At 49.6% G+C, this 22,925-nt stretch carries 19 protein-coding genes and 5 tRNA genes; 8 read left to right on the top strand and 16 right to left on the bottom strand.

All coding sequences use genetic code 11. The features are described from left to right. Positions 1–9: 9 nt before the first annotated feature. Genes ACXAD0_RS11290 through ACXAD0_RS11270 form a run of 5 tightly spaced genes read left to right on the top strand, consistent with a single transcriptional unit; the run spans position 10 to position 5,040 of the window. Positions 10–798: an ABC transporter permease gene (locus ACXAD0_RS11290; RefSeq protein ID WP_475088498.1), complete on the top strand. Its 789-nt coding sequence runs from the start codon at positions 10–12 to the stop codon at positions 796–798. Further along, positions 795–1,523 carry an ABC transporter ATP-binding protein gene (locus ACXAD0_RS11285; RefSeq protein WP_475088497.1) on the top strand — a complete coding sequence of 243 codons (729 nt, stop codon included), beginning with the start codon at positions 795–797 and terminating at the stop codon, positions 1,521–1,523. The genes ACXAD0_RS11290 and ACXAD0_RS11285 overlap by 4 nt, the downstream gene beginning before the upstream one ends. Before the next feature lie 25 nt (positions 1,524–1,548). After that, a complete protein-coding gene (locus ACXAD0_RS11280; RefSeq protein WP_475088496.1) occupies positions 1,549–2,877 on the top strand; it encodes a glycosyltransferase in 1,329 nt (442 codons plus the stop codon). Next, positions 2,870–4,123 (top strand): glycosyltransferase family 4 protein, encoded by a 1,254-nt coding sequence (locus ACXAD0_RS11275; protein ID WP_475088495.1) that lies wholly within the window; start codon positions 2,870–2,872, stop codon positions 4,121–4,123. Before ACXAD0_RS11280 ends, ACXAD0_RS11275 begins: the two co-directional genes overlap by 8 nt. Beyond that, positions 4,120–5,040, top strand: a complete 921-nt coding sequence (locus tag ACXAD0_RS11270) for a sulfotransferase (RefSeq protein ID WP_475088494.1) — start codon at positions 4,120–4,122, stop codon at positions 5,038–5,040. The genes ACXAD0_RS11275 and ACXAD0_RS11270 overlap by 4 nt, the downstream gene beginning before the upstream one ends. Before the next feature lie 199 nt (positions 5,041–5,239). On the opposite strand, the gene ACXAD0_RS11265 is transcribed toward ACXAD0_RS11270, so the two are convergent. From ACXAD0_RS11265 to ACXAD0_RS11190, 16 genes are all read right to left on the bottom strand, one after another. Continuing rightward, a complete protein-coding gene (locus ACXAD0_RS11265) occupies positions 5,240–6,064 on the bottom strand; it encodes an FkbM family methyltransferase (RefSeq protein WP_475088493.1) in 825 nt (274 codons plus the stop codon). Continuing rightward, a complete protein-coding gene (locus ACXAD0_RS11260; RefSeq protein ID WP_475088492.1) occupies positions 6,061–7,008 on the bottom strand; it encodes a GDP-mannose 4,6-dehydratase in 948 nt (315 codons plus the stop codon). The genes ACXAD0_RS11265 and ACXAD0_RS11260 overlap by 4 nt, the downstream gene beginning before the upstream one ends. Next, positions 7,008–8,042, bottom strand: coding sequence for a GDP-mannose 4,6-dehydratase (gene gmd / locus ACXAD0_RS11255; protein ID WP_475088491.1), 1,035 nt, complete (start codon positions 8,040–8,042; stop codon positions 7,008–7,010). The genes ACXAD0_RS11260 and gmd overlap by 1 nt, the downstream gene beginning before the upstream one ends. 255 nt (positions 8,043–8,297) lie before the next feature. Further along, positions 8,298–9,464: a glycosyltransferase family protein gene (locus ACXAD0_RS11250; RefSeq protein ID WP_475088490.1), complete on the bottom strand. Its 1,167-nt coding sequence runs from the start codon at positions 9,462–9,464 to the stop codon at positions 8,298–8,300. A gap of 399 nt (positions 9,465–9,863) precedes the next feature. Beyond that, positions 9,864–10,475, bottom strand: a complete 612-nt coding sequence (locus tag ACXAD0_RS11245; RefSeq protein ID WP_475088489.1) for a hypothetical protein — start codon at positions 10,473–10,475, stop codon at positions 9,864–9,866. Positions 10,476–10,528: 53 nt separating this feature from the next. Then, positions 10,529–11,728, bottom strand: coding sequence for a sulfotransferase family protein (locus ACXAD0_RS11240; protein WP_475088488.1), 1,200 nt, complete (start codon positions 11,726–11,728; stop codon positions 10,529–10,531). Between the two features lie 78 nt (positions 11,729–11,806). Then, positions 11,807–12,757, bottom strand: a complete 951-nt coding sequence (locus ACXAD0_RS11235; RefSeq protein ID WP_475088487.1) for a glycosyltransferase family 2 protein — start codon at positions 12,755–12,757, stop codon at positions 11,807–11,809. Positions 12,758–12,850: 93 nt separating this feature from the next. Further along, positions 12,851–13,720 carry an NAD(+) kinase gene (locus ACXAD0_RS11230; protein WP_475088486.1) on the bottom strand — a complete coding sequence of 290 codons (870 nt, stop codon included), beginning with the start codon at positions 13,718–13,720 and terminating at the stop codon, positions 12,851–12,853. Between the two features lie 178 nt (positions 13,721–13,898). Continuing rightward, a complete protein-coding gene (locus ACXAD0_RS11225; protein ID WP_475088485.1) occupies positions 13,899–14,888 on the bottom strand; it encodes a 1-aminocyclopropane-1-carboxylate deaminase/D-cysteine desulfhydrase in 990 nt (329 codons plus the stop codon). Positions 14,889–15,727: 839 nt separating this feature from the next. Then, positions 15,728–15,804 (bottom strand) — tRNA-Asp (locus ACXAD0_RS11220). 46 nt (positions 15,805–15,850) lie between these two features. Next, positions 15,851–15,926 (bottom strand) — tRNA-Val (locus tag ACXAD0_RS11215). Between the two features lie 114 nt (positions 15,927–16,040). Next, positions 16,041–18,317, bottom strand: coding sequence for a DUF6351 family protein (locus ACXAD0_RS11210; RefSeq protein WP_475088484.1), 2,277 nt, complete (start codon positions 18,315–18,317; stop codon positions 16,041–16,043). Positions 18,318–18,746: 429 nt separating this feature from the next. Continuing rightward, positions 18,747–19,370 carry an adenylyl-sulfate kinase gene (cysC, locus tag ACXAD0_RS11205; RefSeq protein ID WP_475088483.1) on the bottom strand — a complete coding sequence of 208 codons (624 nt, stop codon included), beginning with the start codon at positions 19,368–19,370 and terminating at the stop codon, positions 18,747–18,749. Between the two features lie 262 nt (positions 19,371–19,632). Continuing rightward, positions 19,633–19,708: transfer RNA gene (locus ACXAD0_RS11200), tRNA-His, on the bottom strand. A 138-nt stretch (positions 19,709–19,846) separates the two neighbouring features. Further along, positions 19,847–19,923: transfer RNA gene (locus tag ACXAD0_RS11195), tRNA-Arg, on the bottom strand. An 18-nt stretch (positions 19,924–19,941) separates the two neighbouring features. Continuing rightward, positions 19,942–20,018, bottom strand: a tRNA-Pro gene (locus ACXAD0_RS11190). Between the two features lie 347 nt (positions 20,019–20,365). Between ACXAD0_RS11190 and folD the strand changes: the two genes are divergently transcribed. From folD to ACXAD0_RS11175, 3 genes are read left to right on the top strand one after another with little or no spacing between them, the layout of a single operon-like run. Further along, the gene (folD, locus tag ACXAD0_RS11185) at positions 20,366–21,211 is read left to right on the top strand and encodes a bifunctional methylenetetrahydrofolate dehydrogenase/methenyltetrahydrofolate cyclohydrolase FolD (RefSeq protein WP_475088482.1); all 846 of its coding nucleotides are present in this window, start codon (positions 20,366–20,368) and stop codon (positions 21,209–21,211) included. Next, complete coding sequence (rsuA, locus tag ACXAD0_RS11180; protein WP_475088481.1) at positions 21,204–21,905, top strand: 16S rRNA pseudouridine(516) synthase RsuA; 702 nt, start codon at positions 21,204–21,206, stop codon at positions 21,903–21,905. The genes folD and rsuA overlap by 8 nt, the downstream gene beginning before the upstream one ends. Before the next feature lie 8 nt (positions 21,906–21,913). Further along, positions 21,914–22,924 carry a class I SAM-dependent methyltransferase gene (locus ACXAD0_RS11175; RefSeq protein ID WP_475088480.1) on the top strand — a complete coding sequence of 337 codons (1,011 nt, stop codon included), beginning with the start codon at positions 21,914–21,916 and terminating at the stop codon, positions 22,922–22,924. The last annotated feature ends 1 nt before the right edge of the window (position 22,925 follow it).

Raw genomic sequence — 22,925 nt, 5'->3', positions numbered from 1 at the left:
GAAAGCTGAATGATTAGGATTTTACAAAGCGCCTGGGCAGACATTCACTCAGCCCTCCGACTTCGCAGCGTATGGATAGCGCTCGCCAGCGAAGATATCAGCGACCAACATAAGCGAACATCTCTTGGTCCTCTCTGGCTACTGATTAATTACCTAGCCTTCGCTTTTACGTTTATTGTCATTTTTCAACGAGGCCAGGGTATTCCAAACTACCCGGCCTACATCGCCCTTGGACTATTTGTCTGGTTTTTCATTAGTGAGATTATCTCACTGAGTGCCACCCTGTTTACACGCGAAGAGGGTTTTCTAAAGGGAACCACATTGCCCATCTTCGTATACGCCCTCAGGTTACTGATGCAGTCGATAATTAGAATGGGCTTTACCCTAGTCGGCTGTATTTCTATCCTGATTATTAGCAATACGGGTATCAGCTCCGGCGCTTTCGCCGCGCTTCCGGGCATCATGATCGTGCTTCTCACCGCCCCGGCTGTTGTAATAACAATCGCATTCCTTGGGGCTTACTTTCCCGATTCTCAATATATCGTGAGCAACATCATGAGAATCGGAATGTTTGTAACTCCTATCTTTTGGCACCCTGACAACAGTAGTGGTGCACGTAGAATGCTTTATGACTGGAACCCCTTTACTTACTTCATTGAAATGGTCCGAATTCCTGTTCTAGATGGAGAAATCCCACTCTTCGCTTTTGGGATTTGCAGCCTTTTTTCAATCAGTTTTTGGATATTAGCCTTACTACTACTCGGCACCTTTCGTAAAAAGGTCATATTTGTATTGTGACGACTTCTATTATCGCTAGAAACATTAGCCTCTCCTACCGATTCCGTCAGAAGATCAGCCTTGCGCCAAAATCGCGGAAGATCTTCTCTAGTTCTGATGGCAAAATCAGCGCAAATGGACGTTCAGGAAAAGTAAAGGCTTTAGATGGTATCAGCTTTGAACTCAATGCAGGAGATCGGCTCGGTATCACCGGCAGTAACGGCGCGGGAAAGACAACTCTACTCAAAGTACTTTATGGAATCTACGAGCCGACGCATGGTGATCTATCGATCAACGGCAGAGTTGACGCTCTTTTTAGTATTAACCTCGGTTTTCGTAAAGAAGCTACTGGCCGGCGCAATATCTTCCTAAGAGGCCTGATCAACGGATGGACTCCATCACAGATTGAAGAACGAATGGACGAGATCATCGAGTTTAGTGAGCTCGGTACGTTCATCGATATGCCACTCAAGTCATACAGCCAGGGGATGGCAGCAAGGCTGGCCTTTTCCGTGGCAACTTGCCTGGATCCTGAAATCCTTCTGATGGACGAATGGATTGGTGCCGGAGACCCCGCGTTTCAAGACAAAGCTAAAGAGCGGATGGAGAACCTAGCCAACAAGGCTGGCATCATCGTTCTTGCCTCCCACAACCATAATCTCCTTAAAAAAGTATGTAACAAAGTTATTCAACTGGAACAAGGGAAGCTTGTTGCAGAGGGCTCCGCCGAAGAAATGCTGGTTTAACCTGGCCTCAAGGTAGAAACAATTCGTGAACTCAATAATCGCTCGGCCAACACGCTTGTTTATACGACTAAAAGTCTATTACCACAACAACGGTGGTCGCCGTTTAGCTTGGGCAATACTTTTTAAAGTTAAACACAAATTGAAGATACTGCTTCGAGGCGCAAGTCTTAAAGTAATGCAGCAGTCGCAAAGTCTGTATCTATCATTATTTAGGCGCTTACCAGATACTGCACGCATAGAGCGCGCCTCCCGACCAGCCCACCATCTATTCAGAACAACTTCAGTCGCGATTATCGCGGACTTAGAGCTTCCCCAGTGTCGAAAATATCGTGTTATACAGAAACTCGAAGCACTTGACGAGATAGCAATACAGTCAAATTATAGCCACTGGCGCGATATACCCAGGGCCATGGAACTAATTCAGACGGCATCAATTGTTATTTTCTATCGCCTGCAAAACAACGAAATTTTCCAATCTTATTTACAAGAATGCCAAAGACTTAACATCATCACAGCATATGACATTGACGACCCGATATTTTCTCGATCTATATATGAAAATAATATTAACCTGAAGTTCCTTGAGAAACATGAACAGCAAGAACTTCTGAACTCGACCGAACGATACCTCAGCGCATTGAAGGACTGCGATTTGGCTATCGTCAGTACACCCCGGCTCATCGAAGAAATTGACACGCTTACCGGCATACCAGTCTATCTCTGGCGCAATGCCATCGATAAGGAAACTACGCGCGCCGCCGAGTGCCGAGATAGAATTGCAAGAGATAGGATAGAGACTGCAGAGCCAAACGAAAAAATCACTATTGCTTATGCTTCAGGATCCCGTGCCCATGAAGCGGACTTCAGAACGATCGCTCACAGCTTGAAAGAGATATTCAGTCGACATCAGAATATAGAACTCTCGATTATTGGCTACTTGGAGCTCCCGGAATCACTGAGAGAATTTTCCGACAGGATAACATCTATTCCATTTACTGAATACACTGACTACATACAGAATCTAAGCCGCGCAGATATAAACATCATCCCCCTCGTTGCTGACGATTTCAACGAATGCAAAAGCGCAATCCGCTTTATGGAGGCAGCACTGGTTGGCGTCCCTACTATCGCCACTGACATTGGCGATTTTAGCAATCTAATCGATCACAAACAGAATGCACTCCTTGCTCGAGACAAAGATGATTGGATCAGTAACTTTGAATTATTGATTCACTCCTCCGAAGATCGTGCATACTTGGCAAAGAATGCTAAAGAGTTTGTATCCCGAACATTGACTACTCGAGCCATCAGCAACCTCGTCGCCAAGGATATAAAGGTGATACTAAATGACTGAACATAACAGGCGCCGAGTTCTGGTCGGAAATGTGTTTTTTTCGCCTACCTCTTTTGGAGGCGCCACAATCGTCGCCGAAAACATGGCTTTAGAATTAAAAAGTCGACATAACTGGGACGTCATTGTTGTCACGTCAATAGATGACCCCGCAATTGCCGACTATTGTATTCGTAGATACACAACCTTAGGGATAGATGTTATTGGCATAAAGGTGCCAGACTCCCACTTCGGGTCAACGGACAATTGGAACAATGAGCGATTCAATAGAGTCTTTAGCAAAATCCTCGATCTGGTACAGCCCGATATTGTTCATATGCATTGCCTACAAAATATGGGGGGGGCATGCCTGGAAAGTGTAAAACGCAGAAAAATACCCCTAGTTACGACTGTACATGACTGCTGGTGGTTGTGTGAGCGACAGTTCATGATCAACAATAAGGGACGCTACTGCGACCAACGAATAATTGACCTTGACATTTGCCGTCACTGTGTCGATGACATTCAGGTTACCCGTGATAGACAAAAAACTCTTCTGAAAGCGTTGAACCACTCGGATCTAATACTTTTTCCGAGCCGGTTTCATAGAGACCTTCACATCAGGAATGGGCTTTCAGATGAAAAGTGCGTGGTAAATAAGAATGGAGTCACTCCACCGGGGCCACTTTATTCACGACAGGATCAGCGCGACAACCCAGTGCGACTTGGCTTTGTTGGAGGCCCGGGACCGATCAAAGGGGCTGATGTCATTCAAAGTGCGCTAAACTCCCTGCCACATACAAATTACGAACTCATGATCGTTGATGCAGGAGCTACTCGAAATAGCTCCTGGAAACACGACCCCACCTGGCAAGTACCGGGAAAAGTAACATTCTTACCCCCCTATAACCAAAAGACCATAGACGATTTTTTTTCAAAGATTGACGTACTGCTATTCCCCTCACAATGGAGAGAGAGCTTTGGTTTAACCGTCCGCGAGGCAATGTTACGAGGCGTGTGGACAATCACCAGTGACGCAGGCGGCCTTGCAGAGGATTGTATCGAAGGGGAAAATTCGACAGTAATCCCAATGACGCTTGACCATAGATACCTGAGGGAAGCTCTCAGATCAATTTTCGAAAACGGCGTTCCGCACGTAAAATCCATTGAGCATATTTCAACTATTAGTGACCAGGCAGAAGAGCTAGATCAAATGCTCGCCTCCTTGATCCCAATCAGAACGAAAGCAGATGACGAGGTGCCGGCATGACAGTCCCAAAGCTATTTCTATCAGTAGGTGCGATGAAAGCTGGAACGACTTTCTTATACAATGTATTCCGTCGCCACCCTGCCCTGTATTTCACGCCTGAGAAAGAGCTTCACTTTTTTGCCCATGCTAATGGACTTTCCAAGCAACTTCAAAGACCAACATCAAAAACACTTCTCAACGGACTATCTAGCGGGCTCTCGAGGAAAGGCGCCATCCTCTCGCACGAGTTCCGCAGGCATCGTCTATCGATGGTAATGCATAATCGGTATTCCAAACTAAATGATGCTGATGCTCTCAGAGAGATCGTAAAATGGTATTCAGACAAGTATCTAACGTCACCAATCGACGACAATTGGTTCAATAGCATTTTTTCGGAGGTGGGCGACAGATATGCATGCGACTTTAGTAATTATCATTCAATGCTGCCATCAAGTGGATGGGACCATGTAAAGAGAAGCACCTCAAAACTACGAGTAATATACATCCTGAGAGAACCAGTCTCGAGATTATGGTCCCATATCAAGTTTGATCTAATTCAATCCGGTCGGCGTCACGAGCTTGAAAGCTTTAATCTCGCTCAACTAGAAAAAATTCTTAGTGCAACTGGAATTTCCTGCCACAGTAGATACGGAGACATCGTACAACACCTCCAAAATAATCTGTCACCAGACCAGCTCAAGGTCATTCCATTCGAGCATTTTATTGAGGATTTTGATTCTACTGTACGTGAGGTTGAAGATTTCTTGGAGATTGAGCATTTTGAATATGATCATGTTGATACGAGTAAGAAATCTAATCCATCACTAAACCTGAAATTGGAATCGGAATTGAGAGAACGGCTAGGAAACGTAGTGCGACCGGAGATAGAAAAACTAAAACGACTTGGTTTTGACTTACCAGAAATCTACTACTCTTAATCTACCATCCTTGGTCGAATAAAGCTTCATACTTCGAAAGCGACAACCCGACCAAGGATAAAGGGACGCAAACGATCAATTCAGAAAACAGAAAATCATGAAAGGTCGCTGTATTTCTGGAAAATCTGGCACTCTATCTTGGCAATCCTATTAATGATCACAACGGAAGCCCCAGGATGTTTCTTGTGCAACCCCCGACTCAGCCACTCGAACCAATGTCGGCCGTTACGACAGCCTCACTCGGCTGAAGTACACGTGCAGCGCGACGCGCAATCTGAGGCATCATCGCAATCTCTTGGTTTACAAAAACCAGGTTAAATTGCTGCGGACGCTGCTTATCCTTCATAACCATCACAAATCCCAAGTCGATAAAAAACTTGGCCACATCGTGGTCGAGCCACTGACCATCCCAAATAGGGCTACTCTCCACCTCAATATACACAGCGGCAGCCTTTTCCAATACCTTTTGACTACCTCTCAATACCTGCTCACAGGCGCCCTCAACGTCTATCCACGCAACCAGCTTAGAAGGCACTTCGGCATCAAATATATCATCAATGCGGACCGCATCAATCTCAACCTCCTGATGATTACGCGTATTGAGGTTCTTATGCAGACTTGCCATCTGGTTATCCAATCCACGTGGTGAATTTCGATAATCAGTTGGCACGTTCAGCGTGATCTTCCCAGATGTATGTGCAACACAGCAATTCAGATACTCAACACCTGCAGCAACAACTTCTTCCCGAAAGCGCTCATAGACAAATGGGTTCGCTTCGAATGCTATCGCACGGCACGATGGGTTCATCGATTTCACTCGACGACTGAACCCTGCCTCAAACGCACCAATTTCTAGTGAAATTTCTGGCTCGATCAGCTTGCAAAATCCATGGAACGTACTCTTCACGCGACGACCCAACTCGCCAGGTTCAATACCGGCATTTACAGACGCACTATCCAGAAACCGCGATAGAAAGGTATAGCTTGCTGCAATCTGATTAGCTTTCGAATCAACATCACTCATATTATTTTACCTTCCTGGTAATTATCAACTTGTGAAGCATGACATGCTGAACTTGTATACATCCATCTCAGTGTATCTCTCAGAGGGGTGTCCATACCAACACCCAATTCATTCCGTAGCTTTTCCTGGCTACCGACCAGCCGTGAAGCATCATTTTTACGAACGAAACGCTGATTGACGTTTACCTTAATTGCGGCCCCAGAAATTTCTTTCATTATCTGAAGTACATCGCGCAGCGAGTATGCCTTCCCGGAACATAAATTGTATGTTCTTCCCGCACATTTTCCGCGAGATATTTCCACATATGCCCGCACGATATCCCTGACATCACTAAAATCTCGATAGACATCCAAATTTCCAAGCTCAATTTGAGATTCGGATTCGCGATAATGCGATACGATCTTGGGAACTACAAAATTTGCGCTCTGACCAATGCCAATGTAGTTAAAGGGCCTTACCAAAGTGATCGGAAGCTTGTCCATCCAGATGCGGGCTATATACTCCATTGCAACTTTACTCACTGCATAATCGTTCAGGGGACATATCGGCGCATCCTCTCCGATCGGCCCACCATCATTCCCGCCATAAACGGCAGCGCTACTAGGGATGACTACGGAGCTTGGCTGGATGCCAACAGAAGAAATTGCTTCGAGTAAATTCCGAGTCCCTATAACATTTGTCGTATAAATTTCATCAACGTTTCCATGAGGAACGAATGATATCGCCGCTAAATGAACCACAATATCCGGCTGTATAACTTCTACAGCGCGCTGCATATCTTTCAAATTCTCGAGGCCGACTCCCTTCCCTGCCCCCGCATAACCGAAGGAAACTCGACGGGAAATACCGGCTACAGAATAACCCTCTTTTTCAAATTCCTCGACAAGATAACGGCCAGTAAACCCGTCACATCCGGTAATGAGAACTCTGGGAACAGTACGCATCAGTACGATGCCCCTTCCTTTACTCGCCTTAGATCTGACTCAACCATCATCTTGCAGAGTGACTCCAACGATGTTTCAGCTTCCCAACCGAGGTGATCTCTGGCCTTGGCAGCGTTACCGACTAAAAGGTCGACCTCGGCAGGACGGAAGTACTTTGGATTCACCCGAACTAATTGTCGACCAGACGAGGCACAATATCCAACCTCACTGTCACCGGTGCCATCCCATTCGATTTGAATATCAACGGCCAAGAATGCGAGTTCTGCGAAATGACGAACCGTTTCCATTCTACCTGTAGAGAGAACATAGGTATCTGCATCATCTACTTGAAGCATCTTCCACATGCCCTCGACATATTCCCGTGCATATCCCCAGTCTCGTTCTGCAGACAAGTTCCCCAGTTCCAAACAGCCCTGCTTGCCAAGACTAATCCTAGCGACAGCATCTGTGATTTTCCGCGTAACAAATTCTCGACCACGCAGAGGGGATTCATGATTGAAGAGAATCCCACTACTTGCGAATATGCCGTAGGACTCACGATAATTTATTGTCGCCCAGTGCGCGAATAGCTTAGCGACACCATATGGGCTCCTAGGATAAAAAGGGGTAGACTCCGACTGAGGGACAGCCTGGACCTTTCCGAACATTTCCGATGTCGATGCTTGGTAGAATCTAGCATCAGGACGCACGATACGAACCGCCTCCAGCAGCGTCAAGGCGCCCAATCCAGTAATCTGTGTTGTCGTTATAGGTTGATCAAAAGAGACACCAACAAAACTTTGGGCGGCAAGATTGTAGACTTCATCTGCGCCTGACATCTCCATTAGACGGATACTTGCACTTAAATCCGTTAGATCATACTCAACAAGATTAAGATTCTCGTCCGCTGTAACACCCAGTTCGTCAAGGCGCCAAAAATTTGTTGAGCTTGTTCTGCGATATGCGCCAAAAACTCGATACCCTTTCTCAAGTAGCAGTTGGGTAAGATACGCACCGTCCTGCCCTGTTACACCAGTTACGACTGCAGTTTTCATTTTCTCTCCCAATTCAGCAACCACCTTAAGCTAAGGCAGCCAGACGAAGCCCCAAAGGGGGTACGATTACCGCAATAGCGAAGCTCTCTCGGCTAGAGCACCGACATACTTTTGAGACAGACGTTGACTAAACTGACTTTACGATCACACCAGAGATTAAAAATCAGCACCGAACTCTACGTGTGGATGCTCAGCATCGTAAAATCCACAACTCAATGTCGTCCCACATTTAGACAGGAAGGTCCAATTACTAACCTAAATAATTGAAACCTGCTCGAGTCCTTTCTTCATTTCTGTAAAGCATCTGGTCTCTAAATTATCACGGAAGTCAGATAACTTCTCTTCAAGCGCATTTACATCCACCCTACTCATTAACGCCGCATGCTTTAGTCCGCGCAGAAATTCTCCTCGCTCATAGCTAACACAAGGCGCCTCGTACACCCTCTCGGTCCAATCATCCAAAATAGCTGGTATACAGAAACCAACTGAAGTAGGCACCGCGGAAGTGAGCTTGAAGGTCCGATAATCAACACGCTTCTCTGGAAGCATCGGCAATATAAAGTCGGCGCGCCCCAATGCTGAGAAATAGGTAGAGTTATCAACAAAGCCCGTAGCCGGGTCTATCGAAGCAAACCGGACATGATTTGCACAGTTCAACTCTTCGACAAGTCCTTCCAATCGATCTCTGTCAGGCCCACCACCTACTATGCCAATCTCCAATGACTCTTCGGCTTGCTCAATCAGTCCTGGAAGCGACCGTACTACCGATATATAGTCACGACTTGCAAAGTTGACCGAGCCCGGAATTACTATCCGACGAGTACCACCCTGACCGCACGCAGGTTTTTGGACCGACTGCAAGCTCCAAAAGTTGTGGGACAAAGTGCCCACTTTCGCGAATAACTTTCGTGAGTGCGATCTCATCCATTCACTGACATGCGGCGCAAGAGAAAATACCGAAGCCTGCCCCGACGCCAAAAGAGAGACACACTTGGGTTGCGCCATGAACATTTTTGGATTATGTACAATTCCCAGGATCGGCAAATTAGCTCTTTCGGCCCAATTTGCGACACCTTCGCGCTGAAAAGTATTCAGGAAAAGTGCATCATAGTTCTCGCGCTTTACAACAGCGAGCAGATTATCCCAGTCTTTTCTTGTGTTTATATCTGGATAGTGGACCCTTCCCTTGGTCTCTGGGATTCCCCCAAGCAAATCTCCTCGACGTAAACAGACGTTTGCATTGACATAAATCTCGTAGTCAACACCGCATCTTTGCAGGGCCCTGGCAACAGATGGAATCACCTCTTCGTGCACTGATTCAAATTGGATTATTGCGATCTTTGCCTTCGCCCGCTTTCCTCGTGGCGCCTCAGGGTTGGACGCCCCGATAATACGGCGGACTGCACGCTCAAAAACTCCCATCACGACTTCCCTGTATTCGTTTAAATGGCATCACTCGATAGCTTTAGCAAAAACATCCGGCTCACTAGATACCAGACTAATTCGATCTCAGAAAATCTAAATTCTTGTTCTATACCAGCGAAAAAACATCCCAGGGTAATTTTTACAACCATATTCCAAGCAAAAATTTATACTAAGAAAGGTCTGAAAATTATCATCTCGCCATCGTAAAGTATTGGATTTGGCAAGAACACTTTATCATTTTTATTACCTTTCCTTTGCCATCTAGACAGGTATCGATGGCCGGGCTTCAAACGTATAGATAAGTCACACAAAAATATATTCAATTCAGTGAATTCGAGATCAAGAGTGGACATAAGCCTAAAATCTGCCCTGGCGCAAACTATGCTCGATTAACACTCATGCTTCAACTTTGTATTCACCAGGAGATGCAAACTCCACCAGCGATTCTTCATCATACTCTTCATTTTTTCCGGAAAACTCTGAGATCTGTCTAGCCAAAGATATTGGATCCAGCAGTGATTTTTCATAGGAAACGAGTAAACATGGTCCATTCAATTGAGCCAATAATTGAATGTTTTTTGATTGGATACGATGTGCGTGCTCCAAAGCATCACAAACCGGCTTTCCCTGACGCACCATCCGGGCAGTATTTGCCAAGACATCGCGCCATACAATGATGTAGTGTGGGTTTCTTAGTTGTTCCATCACCTCGCCCAAATATGACGCTGCACGAGGAAACTTCCAACCCCAGGTCTTCTTTAACCGATTCCTTCTTTCAATTTCATTTTTGATTTCAGAAAGCGGAGCGGATGAAAATACCGGATCCTCCAAATTAATCGGCAAATTTTCACCGATATCTACCCCGACTCGCCTGGCGACCCCGGCCACCATCGTAGTACCGCCTCTTGGAACGCCAAAAATAACAATTGTTTTTGGCTGAGAATCTGTGTCTCGTCCAGTATGCACACCGTCTGGAATGTAAACAAAACCAGGCTTTCGAATATCCATTTCTCGCAAGACCACCTTATTTTGATTTGTAATCAGATCAATTTCATACCACGTCAACGCTTCAAAAACATATTAATTACTCGTCCAGCAGAATACCGCAACCAGACACAGGACCGTATAAAGTAGGATCTCTCAAAGATCTCTAGCCTATCACGTAAAGACTGACTCTCAACGCTTGATTGTTTCAAGGCCTTACCATACTCGGATAATTTTTGCTCAATCTCACGCCGCTCTCGCCCCTTCCTCTCTATTTCCGACTCACGTTCGAGCAATTCATTCTGTGTACTTGTCAAAAGTTTAATTTGATCAAGAGCCTGCTCGCTATATTTGTTTTCCCTAGCGCTCAGTTCTTCGAAAATAGCGCCACCCATCACAGAACAAACCTGGTCAAAATCACTACGGACAGATGAGACCATCTTTGCCGCAGACTTAGATTTCGATGAGGCTTCATATTTCTGAAGGGCGGAATATATCGTTTTGACCCACTCGACTAGCCTAGAGGAACACCCTATATGATTGATGGATGACCTATGGTGCTGCAGCTCAGGGGATAAAAAATCTTCAAGCTGTTCTATCTTTGAGTCGCTAACGCCATCAAATTTTAGCGCAAGCTCCGACTCAACAGCTCTTACGCTGGCTCGCCAATCTGCTAATAGCCCTTCATATGAGATCACAGCCCGACTCTCACCATCACTAAACCGTAATGCATCAAGGATGTGTCGAAGCCACAATGCTGCAGAAAAATCGGAGGTCATTTGATCCCGCATCTTTAGAGAATCAATCACCGATAAAGGATCACGATATGGAATCAAAAATTTGACATCAATATCTAGCGCCTTGAATACATCCTTATAAATCGCCGCGAGCCTGCAAATTCTTGGATCTTTTAACAGAAGAAGTGAAGAACCACTATATTCCGCTTTAATCGCTTCGCTTATTTTTGAGGAATACTTCACATATTCATCTTTTGAGAGTCGAGTGAGATCGACTTCACGCCAGTCATCCCATCGACTTCCACAAGAAGCCAGTAGCTGATTGTTTATCTCAATCAGATATTCCGCTTCCCAATGACCTGTTTTATTTCCAGAGCCAGCACCGAAAACATGGCGAGGTAATTCCGCGCCAAGCAAGTTCAAGCATCGAGTCCATGCGCTCGTGCCCGAGCGATGCATCCCCAAGACAATGATCGCAGTCCGTTTGCTAACTACTGAATCTACGACATCGCTATTAAACTGATTGTGCTCTTCCATCACTTGGTCAGATCATTCAACTCGCAGGTTTATTAACGAAATAACTAATGAGATCAATTTCTGTTGGGGAGTAACCTCAAGCTACAACGCCCCCATAATACACGCAAATGCCAGTGCAACTTGATCGACAGGTGTCTGGCGATAAATCCCTGACTCAATGAAGCTGCTAACCCTCCGGGTTACGTGCTCGCTTTTGCATTTTCTTAAAAAATTCAAAGTATCTTGGGCCTCATCAGAGAGGAGATATCGACATTTTTCCAACTGTTCCAAATTAAGCGCATTCCAGTCTCTATAACCACCGGTGATCAGCCGTATAAGCCGCATACTTTTGGCCTTTATTGACCTGTTCTCACCGACCACGTTATTAGCGTGCTGACGGTAGCTGATTCTCGCGTCGGGTGAATAGTGAACATGCCCACCGACGCCGGTCACTATCAAATAACACCACCAATCGTGACTTACAAATGTACCAATACGGGATGCCTCGGCAATCACCTGATGAGCAGCTCGATTCATTACCATCGTATTTGCACCAGCAATACTTTGGACAATGGCATTTTTAAAACTAGGTTTTTTCTTGAACAGCGGAGAATGGCCAATGATCGTACCATCCGCAGTTACTGTCCGCGTGCGGGTACAATAGAGAGCCGGAATTTCTTTAGGCTGCATTGCCAACCACTCGACTGCGGCAGATAGCTTGTCGCTATCCCATAAATCGTCTTGATCGCAAAATGCCAGGTAATCTGCTTCGACTTTGGGGTTGATTATCAAAGCCCGAAAGTTTTCCACAAACCCTTTTCCAGGACCAGTGGAAATGTGAACGCTGCCCTTCGTCCATTGATCAGCAGTTTTGGAGAGAATACTGAGCGAATTGTCGCTGGAACCATCGTCCGAAACCCACAAATCGAGGTTTGTCACATCCTGGGACACCAGTGACTGAATCTGTTGAGATAGAAAACGCTCGCCATTGTATGTTGCCATCAAAATAGCGAGCCTGGCATTGTCTGTTGATCGTATGTTCTGTACGTCCAATGCTAAATCCAGCCTGCAAATCCTTTTGACCGTCGCGGCAATAAGCTATGCCCCAACACATTTACTTCCTGTACCGCAATAAAGTGCCCGTGTTTAGCCGAGCCAACCCAGTTTCGATCTGCATGTCTCGTAAAAGTTGTGATCGAGTGGGTGAATCAGTGTCATTCTATGTGGTTTCTTATGAATTCTCACGACGTCACCAGGTTGCGTTACGACCTGATCATGCCCATCGCACGTCACATACGGCTTGGCAATGTTCTGCTCCCCGATGACGATTTTAAACTCACTGCTCCCCTCGACGACAATTGGACGGCTACTCAAGGTGTGGGGGTTAAGCGGGACCAATACAATCGCATCAAGCTTCGGATGCATTATAGGTCCACCACCGGATAGCGCGTATGCCGTTGATCCGGTAGGCGTTGAAATTATCAATCCATCCGACCGGAGCGTATAGACAAATTGCCCATCAATGAACAAGTCAAACTCAATCATCCGGATAAACTCACCGGGATGAACAACGACATCGTTTAGCGCGGAACCCTTTCCGATTGGCTTTCCATCGCGCGTCACCGACATATCCAGTAAAAATCGGCTTTCTGCCATATATTTACCGGACAGGACCTCGCCTACTTTTTGCTCAATTTCATCTGGTGAGATATCTGTCAAAAACCCCAGCCTGCCCCGATTAATACCAAGAAGCGGAACGCTGTATTTGGCCAAAGCACGCGCCGCGCCTAACAGGCTGCCATCACCACCGACAACAATTACCAGATCACAAAGCTCTCCAAGTTTATCTTTTGAAGTAGTCTGAGCTGAATGACCGACCAAAGCATCAGCGGTATGTTGCTCAAGTATTACGGTGTAGCCAGCCTGCTCGAGGAAAGACATTAGTCGGCGCAGCGATGGAATTGCACTCTCACTTCCCGTCCGTCCGATTAGGCCTACATTTTGAAATTCTGACACCAATTCTCTCTATGTCCTTGTCTAAATCCACAGTACGCTAAATTAGCGTTGTTATCTCGTCTAAATCCACAATTTTATCTAGACATCTGGTGTCGACGAATACGCATGCCGACCAATGACGCCAAATTCAACATATCCGGCCATCCAAACCACTTGGCGCATAAATCAATCAATGTTGTTATCGAACATCTACAAGGTCTCGCGCGCCCTGAAGCCCCCCCGAGTGGATGCATAAAACCGATTTTCCTTTCAAAATGCCTTTTTCTACCACCTCCATGTGCAACGCATAAAACAGCTTTGAGGTGTACACGGGATCGAGCCAAATACCACTTTGGTATTCAAACCTTTGCCTAAATACTTCCAGCTCCTCCGTAACTCTGGCGTAACCGCCGCAATGATAGCGCGTGAGAAGCTTGGGTACCTTCCCTGCGCCACGGTCAAGCGCGCACCACTTTGAAATATCCTGCTCCACAGTATCACCCGCCTTAAGCACCGCGACGCCGGTCAATTGGCTGGATGGGGCTGCCTTTTGGAGACCAGAAACGAATGTTCCTGTCCCACAAGCGGTCCAGATGCCATCGAAAGGTGTGGGCGCGGTGTACTTAATAACCTGCCCCAACAACTCAGCGCCCCTTCTACCCATCTGATTTGCCCCACCCTCCGGTATATAGAGGGCATGATCGTTCTCAACCCCGATCATCTTCAGAAAATCGCAATGACCTCGCTCTCGGTACTGCTTTCTGGTGACAAAAACGAGCTGCATACCCCAACGCTCTGCATCCACAAGTGTCGGGCTTAGTCGTTTCGGGCGCTCACCACGAATGATGCCAACGGTCTCGAACCCGAAGCGATAGCCAGCGGCAGCGACTGCGTGAATATGATTTGACCAGGCACCGCCACAAGTGATGAGCGTCTCCATCCCCTTTTCCCGCGCATGCTGCAGCGCGAAGAACAGCTTGTAGGCTTTGTTCCCGATGATGACTGGATCGATCAAGTCGTCCCTTCTAACCCATACCTCAACGCCAGGGTACAGATCGGTTTCGAGGCGCTGATAAGGTACCGACATCGATAGTTTGTAAAACTCAGACGTCTTCAACGATGTCCAGACGCGAGGCACTTGTTGATAATCAGGACTTTCGAGATGCAACGAAATTGGGTGGTCGATCATGTCAGTATTTGGATGCGGCAAAATCTAGGCCCCTAACCGGACAGCAGAAAATAGGCGCTATGATCGTACTACAGCTATGTAAGCGACGTACTTTTAGACAGCTAATAGGCTGGGAAATAGCGCTAGACAGAGGAATGGGTGGCGCTTTATGAGGTGGGCAAACTGCGCGGGAGTGATTCGCGAGTTGGTCGAGCATTCATGGCGCGTCCTTCAGTGATTAAGCAACTTTGCCTCTACGACCTGGTGGAGCTTGTGTGTGGAGTGACACGCGCCATCATCGCCCGCGCTATATAGTGCCCCCCCTGGATCGGAGTCCAACACGACTCCGGACAAATCTCTTGCGTGGCGCTTGCTCTCAGAGATCCAGTAGCAACAAAAGAACCTCACTTTCGTGAGATTCTTTGCGGATGGGACTGATTCGCGGCGTTACCGCTCACCCTTCGGGCGCCTGCGGCGTCCATCAGCGCTGCGCGCTGTTGTCGAACGGGGGTTCTCTCACACCAATCAGCATATACAAAAAAGGCTCTCACTTTCGTGAGATTCTTTGCGGACGGGACTGATTCGCGGCGTTGCCGCTCACCCTTCGGGCGCCTGCGGCGTCCACCAGCGCTGCGCGCTGTTGTCGAACGGGGGTTCTCTCACACCAATCAGCATATACAAAAAAGGCCCTCACTTTCGTGAGATTCTTTGCGGACGGGACTGATTCGCGGCGTTGCCGCTCACCCTTCGGGCGCCTGCGGCGTCCACCAGCGCTGCGCGCTGTTGTCGAACGGGGGTTCTCTCACACCGATCAGCATATACAAAAAAGGCCCTCACTTACGTGAGGGCCTTTTCGTATATGGCGGACCGGACGGGACTCGAACCCGCGACCTCCGGCGTGACAGGCCGGCATTCTAACCAACTGAACTACCGGTCCGCGGTAGTAGCATTTTCCTGACATCCAGCCTGGCTGAAGTGGAAAATGGTGGGTGGTACAGGGGTCGAACCTGTGACCTACGGCTTGTAAGGCCGTCGCTCTCCCAACTGAGCTAACCACCCTGCTCTGTGTTGTGAGGGCCTTGCCCTTCGAGCGACGCGCATAATACCGGATTGCTTTGGCGTGTCAATCATTTACCAGGTTTTTTTCCTGGCATCGACACCAACTTCGCGGCCTCATTCAATCCCTTGATCGGAGGCCGGGAGAGAAACCGGCAACGGTACCTCCTCAACGGGCTCGGCTTCCAGTTCACCCTCAGCAACCCGTTCGGCAGGTTGCCGATAGTCAGGGGCAATCAAATGACCGGCAATCGATACAGGGGATGTGCCCGGAATAAGGTCTTCACGGGGACGTGCGAGGTCTTGCAGCTCATAGTCACAGACGCCGGTTGGGAAGATGCGCTGTAGGTCTTCCAGTCGCGCAGTCGCCTGCTCGGTAGCCGCCCCATAGAGCCCCCTGGATAGCGCCTGTTCAACCGGCTGCCGCTGGCACTTGAACACATCGCCCGTCATCGGGCCTCCCGCCTCCTGTCGCGGCGAACTGTGGATTGGGAACGTCGCCATACAGTTGCCCAGGCTGCGGCCATTCCAGTCGCCATCCCAGACACCGTGACCAGAATCAATGACGTTTCCGCGACGGTCAAAGCATTGATCATTGGCGTCCACGGGGCGATTGGCAGCGACGCCCAGTTGCGGGCTTTGGATAATGTTCTGCACCCAGCGATCCATGGTATCGAGGGCTTCGTCGAGGGGCGTATAGTCCTTATGGCTCACCCAGATCAGTTGATTATCCGCGTGCCCTCGCGCGCGCCGGATACGCTCTCGGCTGGAGAATGACGCCATGCTGTGATGCATATCCAGATCTTTGTCGAGATAGTGACGCAGATCGATCACCGGGATTTCGATATCGCCAAGAAACACATGCCCGGAGCGATAAATCCCCTCAATAGCGGCTGAGCTGGCTCGACTCCTGGGCGCCGGCCGATCCAGCCCTCCCAGGTTCATATTGTGCTCGCTCCAGAGCGCGAGTTCTGCCGGAAATAGATCACCATTTAGGAACCAGAGCTTCTCATCCACCAGATCAATGGGCGCTTTCCAGCCACCGACCGTTGCATTGAGCCGCAGGAACGTATCCAGCTCGATCTCTCCACTCGCCAGGGCACGCAGCCCGTACTGGACACCTTCGTTATCCCACACGGAGTTCGCATAACCGTCCTCAGCGACGCCGTAAAAGTCTTTAAGATCCTCCCAGTGCGACCAGTGCGTTTTTTCTGCCACTGCATCGACATAGCTGCGGGTAAAGTGCGCAAAGTTTGGGTTGTTGACCAACGGCACCAGGCCGCGCCACCCCTCCGTACACTCGGTTGCCCCGGATCGGCTTCGATAACGGCCATCAAATAATGCCGCAGCCGCCGTTAACGGACTCAACCTGCTATCAATTTCTTCACTCGCTGGCAGCCCCTGAATAATGGTGCGCTCTGAGGCGTCACGCCAGCGCGGGTTGGCAGCGTCGACAACGTCGAAGAAGTACTCCAGCGGCTCACAGTCAAATACGTAAATGGTCTGGCTCACCATATCCGGATAGGAGTACAGCGGGATTGCCGCGTCGAGAAGCCCTGGTGCATTTTGCGCGAACAGATATTGCTGAATCGCACCACCGGAGCCACCCACACCTACGGTATAAAGCGGATCGCCATAAAGCGCTGAGAATTGCCGCTTCAGGCGCCATGCGGTGTCCTCGGCAAGCCAGATATTGTAATGATTGCTGGTTTGATTCGCCGTCGAATACACAATCGCGTAGCCGCGAGCGAGTTGATCCGCGCGGCGAGTGACAATATCGCCTTTGGTAATATCTCCCTGTCGACGACCAATACCGACGCCGCCGCGTAGCTGGTAAATCAGGCGACGGTTCCAGTTACTGGCATCCGGCTTTTCGGCACTTTCGTTTTCACCACGCAACACCGCGATCGCATAAAAATGGCGATTAATAGTCCCTGTCTCTAAACGCACGACAAAGTCGACAGAGCGGCCATTGACCGTCACCTGATCAATATCCGCTGGGTCTTTCAGATCTTTCAGCGCGCGAATGTCGCCGGTCGCTGCACTGCGGTAATAGTACGTCACCTGTGTTTGATGACTGCAATCACGGCTGTATCCAATGACCTGGTCGGTTTGCTCACCATCTTCTGTCACCGCATATACGGGCACCCCTTCCTGTTCCTGGTTGTCGACCAGCGGCTGAAGATCAGTGACATTATTTTCGCCACAGAAGAAGGGATAAACCGACGGCCCGGAAAAGAGTGTCTCCGTCGGCCCCACGTCACCCACACGAATGGGAAAGGGGAAATATTCTGGCGGGCGCTCAATCGTCCGCGGATGCGGTCCGTTGTACGCTGGCTGTGGCATGCGATCCAGTGCACCCTGAGGAACACCAACTACAGGCGCCTTTGGCACGCCTGGAATCCGCGGTAACTGTTGAAAACCTATCCAAACTGCGAGGGCAGCGAGCACTGCTGCTACCACCGCCAGTACAGAGAGAATCCTTACCCTCCGTCCAAACATTCTGTCGCCTCCACATCTTATATGGCTTCCGCTTTGCATTGAGTATATGTACGGACTCGGAGAGCGATTTTAGAATTGGCGCCAGTCACTACACGGGAAGTGAACAGTCAGCCACCGGCCGTTGGCTGCACCGGGATAAGAGAAAAAGAACTGGTGGCAACGAATTTTAATGAAGCCAGAGAAGCGGGAAAGCTGTGCCAGAGGTTGGGCAATTCACCTCCCTACTGGTCCACTCGCCAAAAGAAAAGATGGGCCGAAGTCACTCAACTGTGAGCGAAACAAAAAAGGCGCCCTAAGGGCGCCTTTTTTGTCGATTGAGCGTTAGACAATAATGCCGCGCTCTTGCAACGCCTGAATGATGGTTTCGACCTCTTCTTCCAGGCTCATTTTGTCGGTACGCAAATGAAGTTCAGGGGACTCCGGCGCTTCATAGGGATCGTCGATTCCAGTGAAACCACGAATTTCACCGGCGCGCGCCTTCTTGTACAGGCCTTTCGGGTCACGAGACTCCGCCTCTTCCAGCGGACAATCTACGAAGACTTCCAGGTAAGGTAGGTCGCCTTTCTCGTGGATCTCACGAACCATATCGCGGTCTTGGCGATAAGGGCTGATAAAGCTGCTCAGCACAACGACACCAGTGTCAGCGAAGAGACGAGAAATCTCACCGACTCGGCGGATATTTTCCTGGCGATCTTCCGCAGAAAAGCCCAGGTTAGAGTTGATGCCGAGACGGATATTGTCACCATCCAGACGGTAGCTCAGCACACCGCGGGCGGCCAACGCTTTCTCCAATGCAACAGCCACGGTGCTCTTGCCAGAACCGGACAATCCGGTGAACCAGAGAGTCACACCTTTGTGACCCAGAATGCTGGCACGGTCTTCCCGATTAATTTCCCCATGATGCCAGTGCACGTTAGTTGCTTTTGGCTCTGCAGTAACTGTCACGAAATTCTCCCTTATCCTCAAAATTACAAATCAACAATACTTTCCATGTGCTTAAGCACCGCTTGCGAGAATGCAAAAAGCCTGCCCGGGAAACCCTGAGCGTGGCGCATTTTATCAGATTCCCGGCCATTCTGAACGTTTTATAGGCAGAACTGCTTTGTCGAAATCGACTTTTTAGTCTTCCGCTGCGCTTAATGAAGAAAAACGAAAAAGCCCCGCACTGGGCGAGGCTTTTAAGTCCTTGATAAACAAGGATTTTGTATGGGGTGGCCGACGGGGATCGAACCCGCGACCTCAGGAGCCACAATCCTGTGCTCTACCAACTGAGCTACGGCCACCATTAAACGTGACTACTGCAATGCCCTGTGGCTGCATTGCCTTGTTCGCCAGCCCTTTGGGCCAGCAGGGATATCTTGCGACATGAGCCTCCTAGCGGGAGACCGAATCCACCTGGTCGAAACCACCTAAAGTAAGGATGGCACGCCCGGCAGGACTCGAACCTGCGACCATCCGCTTAGAAGGCGGATGCTCTATCCAGCTGAGCTACGGGCGCAAAGAAACCCGGTGAATCTGGTCGGGGCAGAGGGATTCGAACCCCCGACATCCTGCTCCCAAAGCAGGCGCGCTACCAGACTGCGCTATGCCCCGATATCGACGTGGGTGACTGCTGCCTCCCTGTCGAGTGCGCGCATAATACTGACAGCCCCCGAGGGAGTCAACGCCGCTAAGCTATTCTTTTTGCAGAATTTTTGCAGAAACACAGACATCGGCCTGAGGACCGCGACCAGATAGGGAAATTATTCGCGGCCTGTGCGAAAATGGCGCCCCTCACCGACCGGGACCCTGACTCGCTAGATGTCTCGGCTCACTGTTTCGTCAACAAAATGTAGATTCACCCGTCTGCATGCACCAGATGGCAGCAAACCGCGCCCTCGTGAATTGGCGAAACCGGAACAAACCAATCAACCCTTTGGAAGAGTAAGTAGAGACCCCCTATGTCAGCACTGGTTCTGGACGGCAAAGCCCTGGCACAGAAAACTGAAGAGGAACTGTCTGCGCGCGTCGCGACCCTGAAGGAAAAGAGCGGTGGCCAGACCCCGATTCTCGCCACCATTCTTGTCGGTGACGACCCCGCTTCTGCCACCTATGTAAAGATGAAAGGCAACGCCTGCCGCCGGATCGGCATGGATTCCCTTCAGGTAGAGTTGCCCTCTTCCACAACTACCGAACAGCTTCTCGCGAAAATTGAAGAGCTGAACGAGAACCCGAATGTACACGGTATCCTCCTGCAGCATCCGGTACCGGAGCAGATTGACGAGCGTGCCTGCTTTGATGCCATCCGTCTGGATAAAGATGTCGATGGGGTGACCTGTCTCGGCTTTGGCCGAATGGCCATGGGTGAGGAAGCCTATGGCTGCGCCACGCCCAAAGGCATCATGCGCCTGCTGGAAGCCTATCAAATCGAGCTGAGCGGCAAACACGCCGTGGTCGTTGGTCGCAGCCCGATTCTCGGCAAGCCCATGGCGGCTATGCTGCTCAATGCCAACGCCACCGTCACTATCTGTCACTCCCGCACACAAAACCTCGCTGACCACATTCGCCAGGCCGACATCGTCGTTGGCGCAGTGGGTAAGCCCGAATTCATCAAGGCCGAATGGATCAAAGACGGTGCGGTCGTCGTGGATGCAGGTTATCACCCAGGTGGTGTTGGTGATATCGAACTCGCCCCCCTGGTAGAGCGTGCGGCCGCGTATACGCCGGTCCCTGGTGGTGTCGGTCCGATGACCATCAACACATTGATCTATCAATCCGTGGACTCTGGCGAACGTAAAATTGGCTGATCTCAGACTCGACAAAGCCGTCAGCCAGGTAACCGATCTTTCCCGCGCGCAGGTCAAGCGCGCGGCAAAGTCGGGCCTGATCACGGTCAATGGTGTGGTGGTCAAAGATCCGGCGACCAAAGTGAGCGACGCTGACGAGTTGTGCCTCGATGGCGAGCCACTGGCGGAACCTGGCCCGCGCTATTTTATGCTGCACAAGCCGCTCGGTTACGTCAGTGCGACCAAAGATAGTGAGCACCCGACCGTGCTGGACTTACTCGATGAGCCCAATAAGCAGAAACTGCATATTGCCGGCCGCCTGGATATCGATACGACCGGCCTGGTGCTCATCACCGACGATGGTCAGTGGTCTCACAAGATCACTTCTCCAAAGCATCACTGCGATAAGGTCTACTATGCGCACCTTGCCGAACGCATTGATGAAAGTGCAGTGGACAAATTTGCCAAGGGTCTCTGGCTCGAGAATGAAAAGAAGCGCACCAAGCCTGCAGCGCTTGAGATTCTCTTTGCCAACGAGGTGCGGGTCTCTATCTCCGAGGGGCGCTACCATCAGGTAAAGCGCATGTTCGCAGCGCTGGGCAACCGCGTGCTGGAACTTCATCGCGAACGTATTGGCGACATCCTGCTGGATGAAGATCTGCAAGAAGGCGAATATCGCTCACTGACCCCCGAAGAAATAGCCTCGATAACCTGACGCGTCCCATGCTTGATTTACTCAGCCAATCCCTTCTTCGCAACCCATCAGAGACACTCTGGATTGCAGATGAAAACAGTAAAGCGTTGATGCAAGGAGGCTTTGCGTTTTCGGGAGATGTGCTGACCAATCGCTGGGATATTGCCAAGCTCGCAGAGAAGCATGCGGAACGTTGCTTCTTCAATGACTTTAATCTGGCCGATACCGAGCGACACTATCGGCGCGTGGTATTCCCGGTTTCCAAAGAAAAAGCCTCGGTCCATTACGTTATCAACGAGATTCCTGAATATCTCGGCGAAGGTGGCGAATTGATTCTGCTGGGCGGCAAGCAAAGCGGCATCAAGACTTATGCCGCGAAGGCGGCACAGCGATTGAAAAGCCATAAGCAGGTCGAGAAGCACGGCAACGACTATCGGAGCGTTACCGTACGCAACGGTATCTCGCAGGAACGGCTGGATGATCAGGATTACCCGACTCTGAGACAACCTCCCACACTGGGGGGGCTCTTCAGTAAACCCGGCCAATTTGGATGGGACAAGGTCGACCGGGGTAGCGCATTGTTGGCGGGGCAAGTCCGGGGGTTTCTCCCGGAAAGCGGCGCGAATATTGTTGATCTGGGATGTGGCTACGGCTTTCTCTGCCGAGAAATAGCGCAACTGGGTGATTTTCACTTCACTGCAACGGACAACAATGCCGCCGCTTTACGAGCCTGTGCGAGAAACCTCCAACAGCTGGGGCTCGCAGGGATCGCCACGCCCTCGGACGCCGGCGCAGAACTGGCCCCCGCGATTGCTGATCTGCTCGTTTGCAATCCGCCGTTTCACCAGGGGTTTCAAGTGGAAGGAGACCTGACAGAGCGTTTTTTGCAAAACGCCGCTCGATTGCTGAAGCGAGAAGCTTCCGCTCTATTCGTGGTCAACGAATTTATCCCTCTGCCCCGCAAGGCCGCTTCCTATTTCACTACGGTGAACCAGCTGGCACGACAAGACGGCTTCGCAGTCTATCGACTAAGCGTTTAAC

It is taken from the genome of Microbulbifer sp. ABF4_148, from assembly GCF_056158985.1.
Note: the sequence above shows the minus strand (reverse complement) of the source record. Positions and strands in the feature narration are given on the sequence as shown.